Origin of the sequence: Pseudomonas sp. NUPR-001, from assembly GCF_052147955.1 — a bacterium.
In the GTDB taxonomy this organism is placed as follows: Bacteria; Pseudomonadota; Gammaproteobacteria; order Pseudomonadales; family Pseudomonadaceae; genus Aquipseudomonas.
Genome location: NZ_CP197353.1, coordinates 4,351,368 through 4,371,033, shown reverse-complemented (window position 1 = coordinate 4,371,033; position 19,666 = coordinate 4,351,368). Strand labels below are relative to the sequence as shown.

The 19,666-nt window shown below is 59.7% G+C and carries 17 protein-coding genes, 4 tRNA genes and 1 riboswitch; of the genes, 19 read left to right on the top strand and 2 right to left on the bottom strand.

Annotation, left to right across the window (positions count from 1 at the left end):
* Nucleotides 1–30: 30 nt before the first annotated feature.
* The 11 genes from ACP6KB_RS19945 (at nucleotide 31) to astE (ending at nucleotide 11,254) form a co-directional block, all read left to right on the top strand.
* Entirely contained in the window at nucleotides 31–720 is a 690-nt protein-coding gene (locus ACP6KB_RS19945; RefSeq protein WP_442109008.1) for an ABC transporter permease, read from the top strand.
* Nucleotides 717–1,415: an ABC transporter permease gene (locus ACP6KB_RS19940; protein WP_442109007.1), complete on the top strand. Its 699-nt coding sequence runs from the start codon at nucleotides 717–719 to the stop codon at nucleotides 1,413–1,415. Before ACP6KB_RS19945 ends, ACP6KB_RS19940 begins: the two co-directional genes overlap by 4 nt.
* Before the next feature lie 66 nt (nucleotides 1,416–1,481).
* Complete coding sequence (locus tag ACP6KB_RS19935) at nucleotides 1,482–2,246, top strand: ABC transporter ATP-binding protein (protein ID WP_133217360.1); 765 nt, start codon at nucleotides 1,482–1,484, stop codon at nucleotides 2,244–2,246.
* A 98-nt stretch (nucleotides 2,247–2,344) separates the two neighbouring features.
* Nucleotides 2,345–3,325, top strand: coding sequence for a transcriptional regulator ArgR (gene argR / locus ACP6KB_RS19930; RefSeq protein ID WP_442109006.1), 981 nt, complete (start codon nucleotides 2,345–2,347; stop codon nucleotides 3,323–3,325).
* Between the two features lie 293 nt (nucleotides 3,326–3,618).
* Nucleotides 3,619–4,839: an aspartate aminotransferase family protein gene (locus ACP6KB_RS19925; RefSeq protein ID WP_442109005.1), complete on the top strand. Its 1,221-nt coding sequence runs from the start codon at nucleotides 3,619–3,621 to the stop codon at nucleotides 4,837–4,839.
* A gap of 134 nt (nucleotides 4,840–4,973) precedes the next feature.
* Complete coding sequence (gene aruF / locus ACP6KB_RS19920) at nucleotides 4,974–5,993, top strand: arginine/ornithine succinyltransferase subunit alpha (RefSeq protein ID WP_133217357.1); 1,020 nt, start codon at nucleotides 4,974–4,976, stop codon at nucleotides 5,991–5,993.
* A 75-nt stretch (nucleotides 5,994–6,068) separates the two neighbouring features.
* Nucleotides 6,069–7,094 (top strand): arginine N-succinyltransferase, encoded by a 1,026-nt coding sequence (gene astA, locus ACP6KB_RS19915; protein WP_442109004.1) that lies wholly within the window; start codon nucleotides 6,069–6,071, stop codon nucleotides 7,092–7,094.
* Nucleotides 7,094–8,557, top strand: a complete 1,464-nt coding sequence (gene astD, locus ACP6KB_RS19910) for a succinylglutamate-semialdehyde dehydrogenase (RefSeq protein WP_442109003.1) — start codon at nucleotides 7,094–7,096, stop codon at nucleotides 8,555–8,557. The genes astA and astD overlap by 1 nt, the downstream gene beginning before the upstream one ends.
* Nucleotides 8,558–8,581: 24 nt before the next feature.
* The gene (gene astB, locus ACP6KB_RS19905; protein ID WP_442109002.1) at nucleotides 8,582–9,931 is read left to right on the top strand and encodes an N-succinylarginine dihydrolase; all 1,350 of its coding nucleotides are present in this window, start codon (nucleotides 8,582–8,584) and stop codon (nucleotides 9,929–9,931) included.
* A 14-nt stretch (nucleotides 9,932–9,945) separates the two neighbouring features.
* On the top strand, nucleotides 9,946–10,236 hold the full coding sequence (locus ACP6KB_RS19900) for a topoisomerase II (protein ID WP_010226660.1): 291 nt from the start codon (nucleotides 9,946–9,948) through the stop codon (nucleotides 10,234–10,236).
* 10 nt (nucleotides 10,237–10,246) lie between these two features.
* Complete coding sequence (gene astE / locus ACP6KB_RS19895) at nucleotides 10,247–11,254, top strand: succinylglutamate desuccinylase (RefSeq protein ID WP_442109001.1); 1,008 nt, start codon at nucleotides 10,247–10,249, stop codon at nucleotides 11,252–11,254.
* A gap of 81 nt (nucleotides 11,255–11,335) precedes the next feature.
* Here the strand turns inward: astE and ACP6KB_RS19890 are convergent, their stop codons facing one another.
* Nucleotides 11,336–11,842, bottom strand: a complete 507-nt coding sequence (locus ACP6KB_RS19890) for a 6,7-dimethyl-8-ribityllumazine synthase (RefSeq protein WP_442109000.1) — start codon at nucleotides 11,840–11,842, stop codon at nucleotides 11,336–11,338.
* A gap of 93 nt (nucleotides 11,843–11,935) precedes the next feature.
* A riboswitch (FMN riboswitch) is annotated at nucleotides 11,936–12,086 on the bottom strand.
* 294 nt (nucleotides 12,087–12,380) lie between these two features.
* Here ACP6KB_RS19890 and alaS point away from each other — a divergent pair.
* The 8 genes from alaS (at nucleotide 12,381) to mgtE (ending at nucleotide 19,126) form a co-directional block, all read left to right on the top strand.
* The gene (alaS, locus tag ACP6KB_RS19885) at nucleotides 12,381–14,999 is read left to right on the top strand and encodes an alanine--tRNA ligase (protein ID WP_442108999.1); all 2,619 of its coding nucleotides are present in this window, start codon (nucleotides 12,381–12,383) and stop codon (nucleotides 14,997–14,999) included.
* Between the two features lie 88 nt (nucleotides 15,000–15,087).
* Entirely contained in the window at nucleotides 15,088–16,323 is a 1,236-nt protein-coding gene (locus ACP6KB_RS19880) for an aspartate kinase (protein WP_442108998.1), read from the top strand.
* A 183-nt stretch (nucleotides 16,324–16,506) separates the two neighbouring features.
* Nucleotides 16,507–16,695, top strand: a complete 189-nt coding sequence (gene csrA, locus ACP6KB_RS19875) for a carbon storage regulator CsrA (protein WP_002554426.1) — start codon at nucleotides 16,507–16,509, stop codon at nucleotides 16,693–16,695.
* A gap of 72 nt (nucleotides 16,696–16,767) precedes the next feature.
* Nucleotides 16,768–16,858 (top strand) — tRNA-Ser (locus ACP6KB_RS19870).
* A 108-nt stretch (nucleotides 16,859–16,966) separates the two neighbouring features.
* Nucleotides 16,967–17,043: transfer RNA gene (locus tag ACP6KB_RS19865), tRNA-Arg, on the top strand.
* A gap of 77 nt (nucleotides 17,044–17,120) precedes the next feature.
* Nucleotides 17,121–17,197: transfer RNA gene (locus ACP6KB_RS19860), tRNA-Arg, on the top strand.
* A 77-nt stretch (nucleotides 17,198–17,274) separates the two neighbouring features.
* A tRNA-Arg gene (locus tag ACP6KB_RS19855) sits at nucleotides 17,275–17,351 on the top strand.
* Between the two features lie 332 nt (nucleotides 17,352–17,683).
* Nucleotides 17,684–19,126: a magnesium transporter gene (gene mgtE / locus ACP6KB_RS19850; RefSeq protein WP_442108997.1), complete on the top strand. Its 1,443-nt coding sequence runs from the start codon at nucleotides 17,684–17,686 to the stop codon at nucleotides 19,124–19,126.
* A 63-nt stretch (nucleotides 19,127–19,189) separates the two neighbouring features.
* Here the strand turns inward: mgtE and ACP6KB_RS19845 are convergent, their stop codons facing one another.
* The gene (locus ACP6KB_RS19845; RefSeq protein ID WP_038616878.1) at nucleotides 19,190–19,516 is read right to left on the bottom strand and encodes an Arc family DNA-binding protein; all 327 of its coding nucleotides are present in this window, start codon (nucleotides 19,514–19,516) and stop codon (nucleotides 19,190–19,192) included.
* Between the last annotated feature and the right edge of the window lie 150 nt (nucleotides 19,517–19,666).

Genomic DNA, 19,666 nt, shown 5'->3' with positions numbered 1-19,666 from the left:
TTTTTCATCCCTAAGGTCGAGGACCTCATCATGTTGAAAGGCTACGGGGCAGTTATCCTCGACGGCGTGTGGCTAACGCTGCAGCTTGCCTTGTCGTCCATGGCCCTGGCCATTGTACTCGGTCTTATCGGTGTGGCCCTGCGCCTGTCGCCAGTGCGCTGGCTGGCCTGGCTGGGCGATCTGTACTCCACGGTGATCCGCGGAATTCCCGATCTGGTGCTGATTTTGCTGATTTTCTACGGCGGTCAGGACCTGCTCAACCGTGTGGCGCCGCTGCTCGGTTATGACGATTACATCGATCTCAATCCGCTGGCGGCGGGTGTCGGTACCCTGGGCTTTATTTTCGGTGCCTACCTTTCGGAAACCTTCCGTGGCGCGTTCATGGCCATTCCCAAGGGTCAGGCCGAAGCCGGTGTGGCGTATGGCATGAGCAGCTTTCAAGTGTTCTTCCGGGTCATGGTGCCGCAGATGATCCGCCTGGCGATTCCAGGCTTTACCAACAACTGGCTGGTCCTGACCAAGGCCACGGCACTGATTTCGGTGGTCGGCCTGCAGGACATGATGTTCAAGGCTAAGCAGGCGGCGGATGCCACGCGTGAGCCTTTTACCTTCTACCTGGCGGTCGCAGCCCTGTACCTGGTGATTACCAGCGTCTCGCTGCTGGCCCTGCGTTACCTTGAGAAGCGCTACTCGGTTGGCGTAAGGGCGGCTGAACTATGATTTTTGACTACAACGTCATCTGGGAAGCAATGCCGCTGTACCTGAGCGGACTGCTGACCACCCTCAAGTTGCTGGCGCTATCGCTGTTCTTTGGATTGTTGACGGCTATTCCGCTGGGGCTGATGCGGGTGTCGAAGCAACCATTGGTCAACCTGATCGCTTGGCTCTACACCTATGTGATTCGTGGCACGCCGATGCTGGTGCAGCTGTTCCTGATCTACTACGGCTTGGCGCAATTCGAGGCGGTACGCGAGAGCTTCCTGTGGCCGTGGCTGTCGAGCGCCACCTTCTGTGCGTGCCTGGCGTTTGCCATCAACACCAGCGCCTACACCGCAGAAATCATCGCCGGTAGCCTGCGCGCTACACCGCATGGCGAGATTGAAGCGGCCAAGGCGGTGGGGATGTCGCGGATCAAGATGTACCGCCGCATTCTGCTGCCCTCGGCGCTGCGCCGTGCGCTGCCGCAGTACAGCAATGAAGTGATCATGATGTTGCAGACCACCAGCCTGGCGTCGATCGTTACCCTGATCGACATCACCGGCGCGGCGCGCACCGTCAATGCCCAGTACTACCTGCCGTTCGAAGCCTACATCACCGCCGGCCTGTTCTACCTGTGCCTGACGTTCATTCTGGTGCGCCTGTTCAAGCTGGCCGAGCGGCGTTGGCTCGGCTACATGGCGCCGCGCAAGGCCTGAGGCCTGCGGTAACTTTTTTGCCCTGGGCGTTAGCTCAAGACTGACAGCTTTGTGAGAACCGACAGCATGTACAAACTTCAAGTCCAAGACCTGCATAAACGCTATGGCAGCCACGAAGTGCTCAAGGGCGTGTCCCTGGCGGCAAAAGCGGGCGACGTGATCAGCATTATCGGCTCCAGCGGTTCGGGCAAGAGTACTTTCCTGCGCTGCATCAACCTGCTTGAGCAGCCGCATGCCGGCAAGATTCTGCTCAACAACGAAGAGCTCAAGCTGGTGGCGAACAAGGATGGCGCGCTCAAGGCGGCCGATCCCAAGCAGTTGCAGCGCATGCGTTCGCGCCTGTCGATGGTGTTCCAGCACTTCAACCTGTGGTCGCACATGACTGCACTGGAAAACATCATCGAAGCACCGGTGCATGTGCTGGGCATGTCGAAGAAAGATGCGCTGGAAAAAGCCGAGCACTACCTGGCCAAGGTTGGTGTAGCGCATCGCAAGGACGCCTACCCTGGGCACATGTCCGGTGGTGAGCAGCAGCGTGTGGCGATTGCCCGTGCGCTGGCCATGGAGCCGGAAGTCATGCTGTTTGATGAGCCGACTTCGGCGCTCGACCCGGAGCTGGTGGGTGACGTGCTCAAGGTCATGCAGTCGCTGGCTCAGGAAGGCCGCACCATGGTGGTAGTGACCCACGAAATGGGCTTTGCCCGCGAGGTGTCGAACCAATTGGTGTTCCTGCACAAGGGGCTGGTGGAGGAGAGCGGTAACCCGCGTGAGGTCCTGGTCAACCCGCAATCCGAGCGTCTGCAGCAGTTCCTGTCGGGCAGCCTGAAGTAAGATTGCCGTATTGCACCAAAATGGGTCATGCTGCGAATCATTCGCAGCCTGACCAGGCTTTATCTTGTTGACCTCTCTCAGGTTTCGGACCGCACCCCATGACCACCCAACGCATCGGTTTTCTCATCTGGCCCAGCACCAAAGCACTGACCCTGGCGCTGGCCGAAGAGGTTTTGCGGGTAGCTCAGCGCGTGCATCCAGAGGTGGTCTACGAATTGTCGTTCCTGCAGGCCGAACCCGCGGCCGAAGGTGCCTGGCGCTTGCCGGGTGAGCCGTGGGCGGGGCGTCTCGAAGGGTGCCATAAGCTGTTTTTGCTTGCCGATGAGCCGCCACAGGCGGTGGCGTCGGGGTTGGCCAGTTCGCTCAAGCAGCTGGCGCGTGCCGGTTGTGTGGTCGGTGGTCTGTCGGCGGGTGTTTATCCGCTGGCTCAGTTGGGCTTGTTGGATGGTTACCGCGCAGCAGTGCACTGGCGTTGGCAGGATGACTTTGCCGAGCGCTTCCCCAAGGTCATCGCCACCAGCCATCTGTTTGACTGGGATCGTGATCGTCTGACGGCGTGTGGCGGCATGTCGGTGATCGATTTGTTGCTGGCAGTATTGGCTCGGGATCATGGCGCAGAGCTGGCCGGAGCGGTGTCGGAAGAGTTGGTGGTCGAGCGCATTCGTGAGGGTGGCGAGCGTCAACGTATTCCGCTGCAGAATCGTCTGGGCTCGAGCCATCCGAAGCTGACCCAGGCCGTGCTGCTGATGGAAGCCAATATTGAAGAACCGTTGACCACCGACGAAATTGCCCAGCATGTCTGTGTGTCGCGGCGTCAGTTGGAGCGGATCTTCAAGCAGTACCTCAATCGCGTGCCGAGTCAGTATTACCTTGAGCTGCGCCTGAACAAGGCGCGGCAGATGCTGATGCAAACCAGCAAGTCGATCATTCAGATTGGCTTGTCGTGCGGCTTTTCGTCGGGGCCGCACTTCTCCAGCGCGTACCGCAACTTCTTTGGTGCAACGCCACGGGAAGATCGCAACCAGCGACGTAGCAGCAGCCCCTTCGAATTGTCCTCGGTACCCGCCGAGCGCGGCTGATCCAACGGTCCTGCTCATCCTCTGTGGGAGCGGGCTTGCCCCGCGATAGCGGTGTGTCCGATTGATCCCAATCGCGGGGCAAGCCCGCTCCTACAGAGTTTCCCACTCATTCCCCGCACCGTTTAAACTGCGCCTTTGCGACCCTATTTGTCGCATTGCCGAAAGCCTTGGTAAAACAGGGTTTGGCGCTATAAGAAGTTGTCGCTTGGCGGCAATGTCGGGCGCCAATCTGTCCTTACAATCCCCCCATCGCTCGCCAGTTCCAGGCAGGCGTTCCTCTTCAGGAGACTCCGATGTCCGTTGAGCAAGCTCCGGTGCAACGCGCCGATTTCGACCAGGTAATGGTCCCCAATTACGCACCGGCGGCTTTTATCCCCGTTCGTGGTGCGGGCTCCCGAGTCTGGGATCAGTCGGGCCGCGAGCTGATCGACTTCGCGGGCGGGATCGCCGTGAACGTTTTGGGGCACGCACACCCGGCGCTGGTCGGCGCACTGACCGAACAGGCCAATAAGCTGTGGCACGTGTCGAACGTGTTCACCAACGAACCGGCCCTGCGCCTGGCGCACAAGCTGGTCGATGCCACCTTTGCCGAGCGCGCGTTCTTCTGCAACTCCGGCGCTGAAGCCAACGAGGCTGCCTTCAAGCTGGCCCGTCGTGTCGCCCACGACCGTTTCGGCCCGGAAAAGCACGAAATCATCGCCACCGTTAACAGCTTCCACGGTCGTACCCTGTTCACCGTGAGCGTCGGCGGTCAGCCGAAGTACTCCGACGGTTTCGGCCCGAAGATCACCGGTATCAGCCATGTGCCGTACAACGATCTGGAAGCGCTGAAGGCGCAGATCTCCGACAAGACCTGCGCGGTGGTGATCGAGCCGATCCAGGGTGAGAGCGGTGTAGTTCCGGCCGATATCGCCTACCTGCAAGGTGCCCGTGAGCTGTGCGACAAGCACAACGCGCTGCTGATTTTCGACGAAGTGCAAACGGGTGTTGGCCGTACCGGTGAGCTGTTCGCCTATATGCACTACGGCGTAACCCCAGACATCCTGTCCAGCGCCAAGAGCCTGGGCGGCGGCTTCCCGATCGGCGCCATGCTGACCACCGAAGCCCTGGCCAAGCACCTGACCGTTGGCACCCACGGCACTACCTACGGCGGTAACCCGCTGGCGTGTGCTGTCGCCAATGCCGTGCTGGACGTGGTCAACACCCCTGAGGTGCTGGCGGGCGTCAAGGCCAAGCATCAGAAGTTCAAGGCTCGCCTGGAGCAGATCGGCGAGAAGTACGGCCTGTTCACCCAAGTGCGTGGTGTTGGCCTGCTGATTGGCTGCGTGTTGTCCGATGCCTGGAAAGGCAAGGCCAAAGACGTGTTCAACGCTGCCGAAAAAGAAGGCCTGATGGTGCTGCAGGCTGGCCCGGACGTGGTGCGTTTGGCCCCGAGCCTGGTGGTTGAAGATGCCGATATCGATGAAGGTCTGGATCGTTTCGAGCGCGCTGCGGCAACCCTGACCCAGGCCTGATAGGCGCCTGCGGTCCTTTCGCCGGCCCTGGGGGGCCGGTGAATCCGAATTTCAGAGCACGTGCCTGGTGGGCGCTTGCTGTTTTTTTTCTGTGCCGGCAGTGGCTGGCCTGTTTTCCCGAAAGGAGTGACACCATGCTGGTGATGCGCCCCGCGCAAATGGCTGATCTGGGCGAAGTACAGCGTCTGGCAGCGGACAGCCCCATCGGTGTCACGTCCTTGCCGGATGATGCCGGTCGTCTGAGCGACAAGATCGCCGCCTCGGAGACGTCGTTCGCAGCCGAGGTCAGTTTCAATGGCGAAGAAAGTTACTTCTTCGTGCTCGAAGACAGTGATACCGGCAAGCTGGTTGGCTGCTCGGCGATTGTCGCTTCGGCCGGTTATTCCGAGCCGTTCTACAGCTTTCGTAACGAGACCTTTGTGCATGCTTCGCGCGAGTTGAAGATCCACAACAAGATCCACGTGCTTTCGCAGTGCCATGACCTCACCGGCAACAGCCTGTTGACCAGCTTCTACGTGTTGCCAGAGCTGGTCGGCACCGGTTGGTCGGAGCTCAATTCCCGCGGCCGCCTGCTGTTCATGGCGGCGCACCCGGAGCGTTTCGCTGATTCGGTGGTGACCGAAATCGTCGGTTACAGCGATGAAAGCGGCGACTCGCCGTTCTGGGACGCCATCGGGCGTAACTTCTTCGACCTCAACTATGCCGAGGCCGAGCGCTTGTGTGGCCTCAAGAGCCGGACCTTCCTGGCTGAACTGATGCCGCATTACCCGATCTACGTACCGCTGCTGCCGGACGCCGCGCAAGAGGCCATGGGCCAGGTGCATCCGCGCGCGCAGATTACCTTCGACATCCTGATGCGCGAAGGCTTCGAGACCGATCACTACATCGACATTTTCGACGGCGGCCCGACCTTGCATGCGCGGGTGTCGAGCATCCGTTCCATCGCCCAGAGCCGTGTGGTGCCGGTCAAGCTCGACAGCACCGTGGTCAAAGGCGGGCGGCCTTACCTGGTTTGCAATGGCCAGTTGCAGGATTACCGCGCGGTACTGCTGGAGCTGGATTGGGTGCCGGGTAAGCCGGTGACCCTGAGTCTTGAAGCGGCCGAAGCCCTGGGCGTCGGTGAGGGCGCCAGTGTGCGTCTGGTAGCGGTTTGATCCCTGCGGTTCGATAACCGAGCACCCCAGGTCGAGTTTTGCGGCAGGCCAAAGGCCGCCGCCCGAGGAGATAGCATGATCGTTCGTCCCGTACGCAGCAGCGATTTACCTGCGCTGATCGAGTTGGCGCGCAGCACCGGCACCGGCCTGACCACCTTGCCGGCCAACGAGGAGCGCCTGTCGCACCGGGTCGGCTGGGCTGAGAAGACCTTCCGTGGCGAAGCTGAGCGCGGTGACGCAGACTACTTGTTCGTGCTGGAAAACGACGAAGGCGTGGTGGTCGGTATTTCCGCCATTGCCGGTGCCGTCGGCTTGCGTGAGCCTTGGTACAACTACCGGGTCGGTCTGACGGTCAGTGCCTCCCAGGAACTGAACATCTACCGGGAGATCCCCACGCTGTTTCTGGCCAACGACCTGACCGGCAATTCCGAGCTGTGCTCGTTGTTCCTGCGCAGCGACTATCGCACCGGCCTCAATGGCCGCCTGCTGGCCAAGGCGCGTTTGCTGTTCATTGCCGAGTTTGCCGAACTGTTCGGCAACAAGATCATTGCCGAAATGCGTGGCATGTCGGATGAGCAGGGGCGTTCACCGTTCTGGGAAAGCCTGGGGCGGCACTTCTTCAAAATGGAGTTCAGCCAGGCTGACTACCTGACCGGTGTTGGCAACAAGGCGTTCATCGCCGAGCTGATGCCCAAGTTTCCGCTGTACACCTGCTTCCTTTCCGAGGATGCGCGCAGCGTGATCGGGCGTGTTCATACCGACACCGAGCCTGCGCTGGCGATGCTCAAGGGTGAAGGTTTCAGCTACCAGGGCTATGTCGACATCTTCGACGCAGGCCCGGCGGTGGAATGCGAAACCAGCAAGATTCGTGCGGTGCACGACAGCCAGGCCCTGGTGCTGGCAGTCGGCACGCCAGGCGACGACGCCACGCCGTTCATCATTCATAACCGTAAGCGCGAAGAGTGCCGCATCACCGCGGCACCGGCGCGCCTGGCGGCCGGTACCCTGGTGGTCGATCCGTTGACTGCAAAACGCCTGCGCCTGAGCGCCGGTGATCAGGTGCGTGCCGTGCCGCTGTCTGCCGCCCGGGAGGCCAAGTAATGACGACTCACTATATCGCCGGCCATTGGCAGGCAGGGCAGGGCGAGGCGCTGCAGTCGCTGAACCCGGTCAGCCAACAGGTTATCTGGCAAGGCCAGGGCGCCAACGCCGCCCAGGTCGACAGCGCTGTTCGGGCCGCGCGCCAGGCCTTTGCAGGCTGGGCGTTGCAGTCGCTGGAGGCGCGCATCAGCGTGCTGGAAGCCTTCGCCGCAGCGCTCAAGGCTAACGCTGACGCACTTGCCCACTGCATCGGTGAAGAAACCGGTAAACCACTGTGGGAAGCCGCTACCGAAGTGACCAGCATGGTCAACAAGGTTGCCATTTCCGTGCAGAGCTACCGCGAACGTACCGGTGAGAAAAGCGGCCCGCTGGCCGATGCCACCGCAGTGCTGCGCCACAAACCGCATGGTGTGGTGGCGGTGTTCGGCCCTTACAACTTCCCCGGCCACCTGCCCAATGGGCACATCGTTCCGGCGTTGCTGGCCGGTAACACGGTGGTGTTCAAGCCGAGCGAGCTGACCCCCAAGGTCGCCGAGCTGACCGTCAAATGCTGGATTGAGGCCGGCCTGCCGGCGGGCGTGCTGAACCTGGTTCAGGGCGCCCGTGAAACCGGTGTGGCGCTGGCCGCCAACCCAGGCATCGATGGGCTGTTCTTCACCGGCTCCAGCCGTACCGGCAACCTGTTGCACCAGCAGTTCGCCGGTCGCCCGGACAAGATCCTGGCGCTGGAAATGGGCGGCAACAACCCGCTGGTCGTCGATGAGGTCAAAGACCTCGATGCGGCGGTCTACACCATCATCCAGTCGGCCTTCATTTCCGCCGGTCAGCGTTGCACCTGCGCGCGTCGCCTGTTGGTGCCACAAGGCGCATGGGGCGATTCGTTGCTCACGCGTCTGGTTGAAGTGTGCAAAACCATCTCGGTTGGTGCCTTCGATCAACAGCCTGCGCCGTTCATGGGCTCGGTGGTTTCCCTGGCCGCAGCCAAGGCCTTGCTCGATGCTCAGGCGCAGTTGCTGGCTAATGGTGCGGTGTCGTTGCTGACAATGACCCAGCCGCAAGCCTCTGCGGCGTTGCTGACGCCAGGTATTGTCGATGTGACGGCGGTAGCCGACCGCCCAGACGAAGAATTCTTTGGTCCGCTGCTGCAGGTTATCCGCTACAGCGATTTCGATGCGGCCATCGCCGAGGCCAACAACACCCAGTACGGCCTTGCGGCCGGCTTGTTGTCCGACTCTCATGCACGCTACCAGTACTTCTGGCTGCAAAGCCGTGCCGGCATCGTCAACTGGAACAAGCAGCTGACCGGTGCGGCCAGCAGTGCACCCTTTGGCGGTGTGGGTGCCAGCGGTAACCACCGTGCCAGTGCCTATTACGCAGCCGACTATTGCGCTTACCCGGTAGCCTCGCTGGAGACCGCCAGCCTGACCCTGCCTGCCACGCTGACGCCAGGCGTCTCCCTATAACAAAAGGTCCACGGAGCCTTGCCGATGAAATCGTTTGAAGTGAACTTTGATGGTCTGGTGGGACCGACGCATAACTACGGCGGGCTGTCTTACGGCAACGTTGCTTCGCAAAGCAACAGCCAGCAGGGCTCTAACCCGCGCGAAGCAGCGCGTCAGGGCCTGGCGAAGATGAAAGCGCTGATGGAAATGGGCTTCCAGCAAGGCGTCCTTGCTCCGCAGGAGCGCCCGGATGTGGCTGCACTGCGCCGTCTGGGTTTCTCGGGTAGCGACGCCGAGGTGATTCAGCGTGCCGCCAAAGAGGCGATGCCGTTGCTGGTCGCCAGTTGCTCGGCATCGAGCATGTGGGTCGCCAACGCTGCGACGGTCAGCCCGAGTGCTGATACCGCCGACGGCCGTGTGCATTTCACCGCGGCCAACCTGAACTGCAAGTACCACCGCAGCATCGAACACCCGACCACCAGCCGCGTGCTGGGCGCGATGTTCGCCGACAGCAAGCATTTTGCGCATCACGCCGCGTTGCCCGCGGTGGCACAGTTCGGTGATGAAGGCGCGGCCAACCACACGCGTTTTTGCCGTAGCTACGGCGAGGCCGGGGTTGAGTTTTTCGTGTATGGCCGCAGTGCATTCGACACCCGTTACCCGGCCCCGCAGAAGTACCCGGCCCGCCAGACCCTTGAGGCTTCCCAGGCCGTCGCGCGCCTGCATGGGCTGAGCGAAGAGGGCGTTGTCTATGCTCAGCAGAACCCTGCCGTGATCGACCAGGGGGTGTTTCACAATGATGTGATCGCCGTGGGCAACGGCGAGGTGCTGTTCTATCACGAAGATGCCTTCCTCGAGACCGAGGCAATGCTTGGCCAACTGCAAGCTAAACTGGCTAAACGGGGCGGTAACTTCAAGGCGATCTGTGTACCGCGCTCGGCTGTCACGGTGGAGGACGCAGTGCGTTCCTACCTGTTCAACAGCCAGCTGTTGTCCCGTGCCGATGGTTCGATGCTGCTGATCGTGCCGGAAGAGTGCCGCAACAACGAGCGGGTCTGGGCTTACCTGTCGAGCCTGACTGCTTCTGGCGGTCCGGTTACCGAGGTCAAGGTTTTCGACCTCAAGCAGAGCATGCAGAACGGCGGTGGCCCGGCGTGCCTGCGGTTGCGCGTCGCACTCAACGAAACTGAACTGGCAGCGGTCAATCCAGGGGTTATCATGACGGCGCCGCTGTACGACACCCTGACCCAGTGGGTCGACAAGCACTACCGCGACCGCCTGAGCGAATCCGACCTAGCGGACCCGCAGCTGTTGCTCGAATGTCGTACGGCACTGGATGAACTGACCCAGATCCTCAAACTGGGTTCGGTCTATCCGTTCCAACTCCAACCTTGAGAGAGAATTCGACTATGTCCGACGCCCTGCAGCTGATCCTTGAAGATGACGATGGTACCCAGCTGGAAACATCCTGCACGCGCTTTGCGGTGGTCTGGCAAGGCAAGGAGGTTTGGATTCAGCAGGATGGCCGTGGTCAGCTGTTGATCGGCGTCGACGTTGAAGAAGACGACACCGAGTACGCCAACCTCTTGCTGCGTCCGCTGGCCACCAATCTGGTCAGCCTGCAACTGGAAATGGAACCGGCCGACGCCGGCGACGATGATGATCACGTTCATGGTCCTGACTGCGGCCACCATCACTAAGGAATAGCCCATGCTCGCCCTCGGCAAACTGCTCGAACTGACCCTGGCCGGTCGTGAACCGGCAGAGAAGACCCAGTTGACTGTCGACGGCGTGCGCATGCGCTGGCTGGGTGAGGGCGCACTTGAAGTGCGTCCTCCTGAAGCTCGTGACAATGGCATGGACCTGCTGTTGTCGGCGGGTATCCATGGCAATGAAACCGCGCCCATCGAGTTGCTCGACGAGTTGCTGCATGGCATTGCCCGGGGCGAGATCAAGCCGCGGGCGCGGATTCTGTTTCTGTTTGGCAACCCCGAAGCGATTCGCAAGGGGGAGCGCTATATCGAGCAGGACGTCAATCGCCTGTTCAATGGTCGGCATGAACTGTCCAGTGGTTCGGAGGCGTTGCGCGCCTGTGAGCTTGAGCGTTTGGCCACCACTTTTTTCAGTGTTCCCGGGCGTAACCGGTTGCACTACGACCTGCATACCGCCATTCGTGGTTCGAAGATCGAGCAGTTCGCCCTGTATCCATTCAAGGAGGGGCGTCAGCATTCGCGTCGCGAGCTGGCACGCCTGCGCGCCGCTGGTATGGAGGCGGTGCTGTTGCAAAGCAAGGTGTCGGTGACCTTCACCGCGTTCACCTATGAGCAGCTGGAAGCTGAAGCCTTTACCCTGGAGCTGGGCAAGGCACGGCCGTTCGGGCAGAACGAGCAGGTCAACCTTGATCGCCTGGAAACCCGGCTCAAGCAGATTATCGAAGGCAATGAGCCTTCCGAGCCTGACGCATTGGATGGCTTGCAGCTGTTCAGTGTTGCCCGCGAAATCATCAAGCACAGCGACAGCTTCCACCTGCACCTGCCGGCGGACATCGAGAACTTTTCCGAGTTGTCCAAGGGTTATCTGCTAGCAGAAGACCTGAGCAGTACGCGCTGGATTGTCGAGGAGGAGGGTGCGCGCATCATTTTCCCCAACCCCAAAGTCAAGAACGGCTTGCGTGCCGGCATTCTGGTGGTACCAACCACCCCAGACCACCTGGCCTGAACCTGTAGGAGCGGGCTTGCCCCGCGATCGCGCTGTGCCTGGCAGAGCGCAATCGCGGGGCAAGCCCGTTCCCACCTGGTTTTAGCCTACGCGTTTCTGTGGCAGCTCATTGCGGCGCAGGGCGCGCAGTTTCTGCAGGGTGTCCGCACAGGTTTTTGCCGCTTCAGCGCCTTTGACCAGAAAGTGTTCGAAGTAGAAGTTCTGGTGTTCATCGCCAGCATGGAAGTGGTGCGGGGTCAGCACCGCCGAGAAGACCGGCACTTCGGTTTCCAGTTGCACCTGCATCAGGCCACTGATCACCGATTGGGCCACGAACTCATGACGGTACAGGCCGCCATCAACCACCAGGCCTGCGGCAACGATGCCGGCGTAGCGGCCGCTGCGGGCCAGCAGCTTGGCGTGCAAAGGAATTTCGAAGGCGCCACCGACTTCAAAGAAATCGATATCGCTTGCCTGATAGCCCAAAACACCCATTTCTTCGACGAAGGCTTTACGTGCCTGATCGACAATATCCTTGTGCCAGCAGGCCTGGATAAAGGCGACGCGCTCGTGGGAAGGGTTTTTGCTATCGATTGCGGTAGGTTGCATTGAAACGGACTCCTGTTTGTATGAGAAACAGGGCATCTGGATCGAAGGGGATTTCGCCACGCAGGTGCACAGCGACAGGCACAGGTGTGCCTATCCCGTTCTCTCTTTATCCGGACTATGACCGTCGGCCCCGGAATCACACCGGGTCTGCTGACCTTGCAAGGCAAGCTTGCAAGCGCTCGCGGGCTATGCGCAGTGCGCAATTACCGCCGGTGGGGAATTGCACCCCGCCCTGAGAACGTTGCCACCGATGGTCGGCGGCGGAGAATTATTAGCACATATGTGGCGCAAACGTATAGGTTGCTAACGATTTTTCTGCGGATGAATGGCATTTCATCCGGCAGGCCTTGCCAATTTTACCTTCGAGCCGCAGTAATAGTGCATCGGCCAAATGTCGAAGACCGTCCAATTGACGGTTTCTATAGCATAAACACACTGCATCCAAGCCTAAGGCCCGATATAATGCGGCCCTTTGCCGTCGTTTCGTCAATTTGACGCAAGCATTTGCCTTCAGGCCGCCGTTTCCGTGGAAGAACCTATGAAAAGCGCAGAAATCCGTGAAGCCTTCCTTCGCTTCTTCGAAGAGCAGGGACACACCCGAGTTGCCTCCAGCTCTTTGATTCCGGGCAACGACCCGACCCTGCTGTTCACCAACGCGGGGATGAACCAGTTCAAAGACTGCTTCCTTGGCCAGGAAAAGCGCGCCTACACCCGCGCGACCAGCAGCCAGAAGTGCGTGCGCGCCGGTGGCAAGAACAGCGACCTGGAAAACGTCGGCTACACCGCCCGTCACCATACGTTCTTCGAAATGCTGGGTAACTTCAGCTTCGGTGACTACTTCAAGAAAGACGCCATCACCTACGCCTGGACCTTCCTGACCAAGGTACTGAACCTGCCGGAAGAAAAGCTCTGGGTCACTGTCTATGCTAGCGATGACGAGGCATACGATATCTGGACCCAGGAAATCGGCGTACCCGCCGAGCGTATGGTGCGTATCGGTGACAACAAGGGCGCGCCTTACGCCTCCGACAACTTCTGGACCATGGGCGATACCGGCCCGTGCGGTCCTTGCACCGAGATCTTCTACGACCACGGCCCGGACATCTGGGGCGGCCCACCCGGCTCGCCGGAAGAAGACGGTGACCGTTACATCGAGATCTGGAACAACGTTTTCATGCAGTTCAACCGTACCGCTGACGGTGTGCTGCACCCGCTGCCAGCACCATCGGTAGACACCGGCATGGGTCTTGAGCGTATCAGTGCGGTCATGCAGCACGTACACTCGAACTACGAGATCGACCTTTTCCGCAGCCTGCTCGACGCTGCTGCCGCCGCCATCGGTTGCAAGAACGAAGAGCAGTCGTCGCTCAAAGTGGTATCGGACCACATCCGTTCCTGCGGCTTCCTGATTGCCGACGGTGTCCTGCCGTCCAACGAAGGCCGCGGTTACGTACTGCGCCGCATCATTCGCCGTGCCTGCCGTCATGGCAACAAGCTGGGCGCTACCGGCAGCTTCTTCTACAAGATTGTTGCCGCGCTGGTTGCCGAGATGGGCGAAGCCTTCCCGGAACTGACCCAGCAGCAGGCCAACATCGAGCGCGTGCTCAAGGCTGAAGAAGAGCAGTTCGCTAAAACCCTGGAGCAGGGCCTGAAGATCCTCGAGCAAGACCTGGCCGAACTCAAAGGCAGCGTGGTGCCGGGTGACGTGGTGTTCAAACTGTATGACACCTACGGTTTCCCGATGGACCTGACTGCCGACATCGCCCGTGAGCGTGAACTGACCATCGACGAAGCAGGTTTCGAGCGGGAAATGGAAGCGCAGCGTGAGCGCGCCCGTTCCGCCAGCGCCTTTGGCCTGGACTACAACACCCTGGTCAAGGTCGATGTCGCCACCGAGTTCACTGGCTACACCAGCACCGAAGGCGAGGCGAATATCGTTGCGCTGTATAAAGACGGCAAGGTCGTTGAGCAACTGACTGAAGGCGAGCAGGGCGTCGTGATCCTCGATCGCACGCCGTTCTACGCCGAGTCCGGTGGCCAGGTCGGTGACACCGGCTACCTGCAAGCGGCCAACGTGCGCTTCGACGTGCGTGACACCACCAAAACCGGTGGCGCGTTCCTGCACCACGGTCTGGTCGCCAGCGGTACCCTGGTCGTGGGTTCCAAGGTGCACGCCAAGGTCGATGCTGATGTGCAGCACGCCACCTCGCTGAACCACTCTGCGACTCACCTGCTGCACGCCGCCTTGCGTCAAGTGCTGGGCGAGCACGTACAACAGAAAGGCTCGCTGGTTGATAGCCAGCGCCTGCGTTTTGACTTCAGTCACTTCGAGGCGGTCAAGCCGGAGCAGCTCAAGGCTCTGGAAGACATCGTCAACCGCGAAGTGCGCAAGAACTCCGAGGTGCAAACCGAAGAGACCGATATCGAAACCGCCAAGCAGAAGGGCGCAATGGCGCTGTTCGGCGAGAAATACGGCGACAGCGTGCGCGTACTGAGCATGGGCGGTGACTTCTCCGTCGAGCTGTGCGGTGGTATCCACGCCAAGCGTACCGGTGATATCGGCCTGCTCAAGATCATCAGCGAAGGTGGTGTGGCTTCTGGTGTGCGCCGTATCGAAGCGGTCACCGGTGAAGCGGCACTGGCCTACCTCAATGCTGCCGAAGAGCAGCTCAAAGAGGCGGCGCAGCTGGTCAAGGGCAGTCGCGACAACCTGATCGACAAACTGTCGGCCGTGCTGGAGCGCAACCGCCAGCTGGAAAAACAGCTGGAGCAATTGCAGGCCAAGGCCGCCAGTGCTGCCGGTGACGACTTGTCCAACTCGGCTGTTGACGTCAAGGGCGTCAAGGTCCTGGCTGCACGCCTGGACGGCCAGGATGGCAAGGCGCTGCTGGCGCTGGTCGATCAGCTGAAGAACAAACTCGGCCGCGCAGTGATCCTGCTCGGCAGTGTCCATGAGGAAAAGGTCGTGCTGGTTGCCGGTGTGACCAAAGACCTGACTGGCCAACTCAAAGCCGGTGATTTGATGAAGCAAGCCGCTGCCGCGGTGGGTGGTAAGGGCGGTGGTCGTCCAGACATGGCGCAAGGCGGTGGCGTTGACACCGCTGCGCTGGACAACGCACTGGCCCTGACCGTGCCATTCGTGGAGCAGGGCGTTTAAGGCGCCATCCGGCCCGTCGTCTAGTGACGGGCCTTGGTGTCGTTTGAATGTTTATTGGGTGCCCTTCATGGGCTGAGGCGGCTTTGAAATGGCGTTGATCGTACAGAAATTTGGCGGCACTTCAGTCGGCACGGTCGAGCGAATCGAACAGGTTGCCGACAAGGTCAAGAAATTCCGCGAGGCCGGCGATGACCTGGTGGTTGTGCTGTCGGCGATGAGTGGTGAAACCAATCGCCTGATCGATCTGGCCAAGCAGATCAGCGATCAGCCGGTTCCGCGTGAACTGGATGTGATTGTCTCCACCGGTGAGCAGGTGACCATCGCCTTGCTGGCCATGGCGCTGATGAAGCGGGGGATTCCTGCGGTGTCCTACACCGGTAACCAGGTCCGTATCCTCACCGATAGCGCGCACAACAAGGCGCGCATCCTGCAGATCGACGACCAGAAGATCCGTGCCGACATCAAGGCCGGTCGCGTGGTTGTCGTGGCGGGCTTCCAGGGCGTTGACGAGCACGGCAATATCACCACGCTCGGTCGTGGCGGTTCTGACACCACCGGTGTTGCCTTGGCGGCAGCATTGAAGGCCGATGAATGCCAGATCTACACCGACGTCGATGGTGTCTACACCACCGACCCGCGCGTGGTGTCCCAGGCACAGCGTCTGGACAAGATCACCTTCGAAGAGATGCTGGAGATGGCCAGCCTCGGGTCCAAGGTGTTGCAGATCCGTGCCGTCGAGTTCGCCGGCAAGTACAACGTTCCGCTGCGCGTGCTGCACAGCTTCCAGGAGGGTCCGGGTACCCTCATTACTATTGATGAAGAGGAATCCATGGAACAGCCGATCATTTCCGGCATCGCCTTCAATCGCGATGAAGCCAAGCTGACCATTCGCGGCGTGCCGGATACCCCGGGCGTTGCTTTCAAGATCCTCGGCCCGATCAGCGCCGCGAACATTGAAGTCGACATGATCGTGCAGAACGTTTCGCACGATAACACCACCGACTTCACCTTCACGGTACATCGCAACGACTACGACAAGGCCCACAAGGTCCTGGACAAAACCGCTGAAGAGCTCAATGCTCGCGAAGTGGTGGGTGATACCAACATTGCCAAGGTGTCGATCGTTGGCGTTGGTATGCGCTCTCACGCCGGCGTGGCCAGCCGCATGTTCGAAGCACTGGCTAAAGAAAGCATCAACATCCAGATGATCTCTACCTCCGAAATCAAGGTTTCGGTGGTAATCGAAGAGAAGTACCTGGAACTTGCGGTGCGCGCCCTGCACACCGCCTTCGAACTGGACGCCCCTTCCCGACAGGGTGAGTAAGGCGTTGCCTCAAGGGCGCGGCTTAGCCGCGCCCTTCGCGTTTCTGGCGGGTGGGAGAAAACTGTCGTTTTGCTCGCGCTAGTCAATACTTAGGCGTAGGTCGGTGGCCGTCACGGGCTAAAGGCTCAAGCCCTTAATTTTGCAGACTGTTATCCCTGAACTGAATTTCGTGAGGACAAAGATATGTTGATTCTGACTCGTCGGTGCGCCGAGAGCCTGATCATTGGCGACGGCGAAATCACCGTGACCGTGCTTGGCGTCAAAGGAAACCAGGTGCGAATCGGTGTGAATGCCCCTAAAGAAGTGGCTGTTCACCGTGAGGAAATCTACCTGCGAATCAAGAAAGAGAAGGACGAAGAACCAAGCCATTAATTTTTATCGATTTTTTTTCAAAAAAGAGTTTGCAAACGGGGAAAGCTCTGGTTATTATACGCCCCGTGTTGCGGAGAGGTGGCCGAGTGGCCGAAGGCGCTCCCCTGCTAAGGGAGTATACCTCACAAGGGTATCGGGGGTTCGAATCCCCCCTTCTCCGCCATTATTCATGTAGGACGCTGTAATCTGCCTGAATCGCGTAAGTCGTTGAAATTAAACGAAAAAGTGGTTGGCAAAAAGATTTAGCGGCCTATAATGCGCGGTAACAAATGCACTCATAGCTCAGCTGGATAGAGTACTCGGCTACGAACCGAGCGGTCGGAGGTTCGAATCCTCCTGAGTGCACCATACGACGAAGCGGTTTTCTTCTTGAAAGTCGCTTCAGCTTCAACCAGAGGTGATCTGGTCCATCAAGCGCCAACCCTGCACTCATAGCTCAGCTGGATAGAGTACTCGGCTACGAACCGAGCGGTCGGAGGTTCGAATCCTCCTGAGTGCACCATACGACGAAGCAGTTTTCTTCTTGAAAGTTGTTTCAGCTTCAACCAGAGGTGACCTGGTCTATCAAGCGCCAACCCTGCACTCATAGCTCAGCTGGATAGAGTACTCGGCTACGAACCGAGCGGTCGGAGGTTCGAATCCTCCTGAGTGCACCATACAACAGAAAGCCCGCCTAATAAGGCGGGCTTTTTGCTTTCCGGCGTTCTATCTTTTTCGTTGTGACATGTGTTTTTTTTACCGTGGTAGCCGTCGCACTGATAGCTGCAGAGGTTGTCATAACAATGCCGCGCAAACGATTGTTCTAGCCACGATTTTTTCAGCACCCTGACGGCCCAAGCGGTGTATGATTGCGCCCGTCAGTCCCGCCGGGGCTTGTGGAAAACCACCATGGACTTACCCAGTAGTTACTCAATAGCAAGTTTTGCCAATCAAGATCTGACTGATTGATTCTCCCGGCGTGCTCCGCTGCTGGGAGTGGAGTTCGCCTATGACTGAAATCGAAGCAAAAAAGACGCAAGAGAGCTTGCAGGATCGCCTGGCTCAGGTGGTCGAACTGCTGCAGCGTCAACGCGTGGTCGAAGACCTGACCCACCGTCAGGAAGGTCATCACCACGACCTGGTGGAAAACCTCGTTCACCGCCAGAACCTCGTCGAGCTGCAGCGCAAGCTCGATGACCTGCACTCTGCCGACGTTGCTTACATTCTCGAAGCCTTGCCGCTGGACGACCGTCTGACGGTCTGGCAGCTGGTCAAAGCCGAGCGCGACGGCGACATTCTCCTGGAAGTATCCGACTCGGTTCGGGAAACCCTGATCGCCGACATGGACGATCACGAGTTGCTCGCTGCAGCCAAGGAGATGGACGCCGACGAACTGGCCGACCTGGCGCCTGAGCTGCCCCGTGACGTTGTTCATGAGCTGATGGAAACCCTCGATGCCCAGCAGCGTGAGCGCGTTCGCTCCGCGTTGAGCTATGACGAGGAGCAGGTCGGTGCGCTGATGGACTTCGAGATGGTGACCATCCGCGAAGATGTCAGCCTGGAAGTGGTACTGCGTTACCTGCGTCGCCTCAAAGAGCTGCCAGGGCATACCGACAAATTGTTCGTGGTCGATTACGACGGCTTGCTCAAGGGCGTGTTGCCGATCAAGCGTTTGCTGGTCAATGACCCAGACAAGAAAGTCGCCGAAGTCATGGCGGACGACCCGGTGGTGTTCCACCCGGAAGAAGACGCCTACGACGCCGCCCAGGCCTTTGAGCGTTATGACCTGGTATCGGCGCCGGTGGTAGACAAGAACGGTCGCTTGATCGGCCGTCTGACCATCGACGAAATGGTCGACCTGATTCGTGAAGAAAGCGAGACCGAAGTGCTGAACATGGCCGGTCTGCGTGAAGAGGAAGACATCTTCGCCTCGGTCTGGCGTTCATTGCGCAACCGTTGGGCGTGGTTGGCGATCAACCTGATCACCGCCTTCGTGGCATCCCGAGTGATTGGCCTGTTCGAGGGCTCGATCGAGAAGCTGGTGGCGCTGGCAGCGCTGATGCCGATCGTGGCGGGTATTGGCGGTAACTCCGGTAACCAGACCATCACCATGATCGTCCGCGCCATGGCGCTCGATCAGGTCAGCCCTGGCAATACGTCGCGGCTGATGCGCAAGGAGCTGGCGGTAGCCCTGATCAATGGCCTGGTGTGGGGCGGTGTGATCGGTGTGGTGGCGTTCCTGTTGTACGGCAGTTGGTCGTTGGGTGTGGTGATGACAGCGGCAATGACCCTTAACCTGCTGTTGGCGGCGTTGATGGGGGTGTTGATCCCCATGACCCTGGCGCGCCTGGGACGTGATCCGGCCATGGGCGCCAGTGTGATGATCACGGCCATGACCGACAGTGGCGGATTCTTCATCTTCCTCGGCCTGGCAACGATCTTCCTGTTGTAAATGCCAGCGTCCACATACAAAAAAGCCAGCGTAAGCTGGCTTTTTTGTTGAGGCGGGCAGGGCTCAGGAAGCGTCTGCGGCCATCTCGACATCGTGAGCAATCAGGGCCACCAGTGCGTTCTGCTGTCGGTGTGACAGCTGGCGGAAGCGTTGCAACAGTTCACGCTCGTGCAGCGACAGCTCCGGGCTGTCCAGGCGCATGCTCAGCTCGTCACCCAGAGCTCCTTCCTGGATCAGGCTCTGTTCCAGGCGGGCGATGATTTCCGAGTTCATGCTGCGGTGATGGTGGCGCGCTACCTCGGCAATGCGCTCACGCATTCCGTCGGGGAGGCGGACGACGAATTTGTCAGCGGTGCGGCTTGAGTAAACAGCCTGTTTCATTGGGCGCATATAATTGACCGATTGTAGTTCAGGGGAAGCGGTTTTCGAAATTGGCCGCACGATCTCAGTACGACCATCACGGCAACAAAATGTTCAACCTGAATTGTGAATGAGGTGTGCATCATGCCTCATTGTCGCCGGTTCCTTGGCGTCAATTCT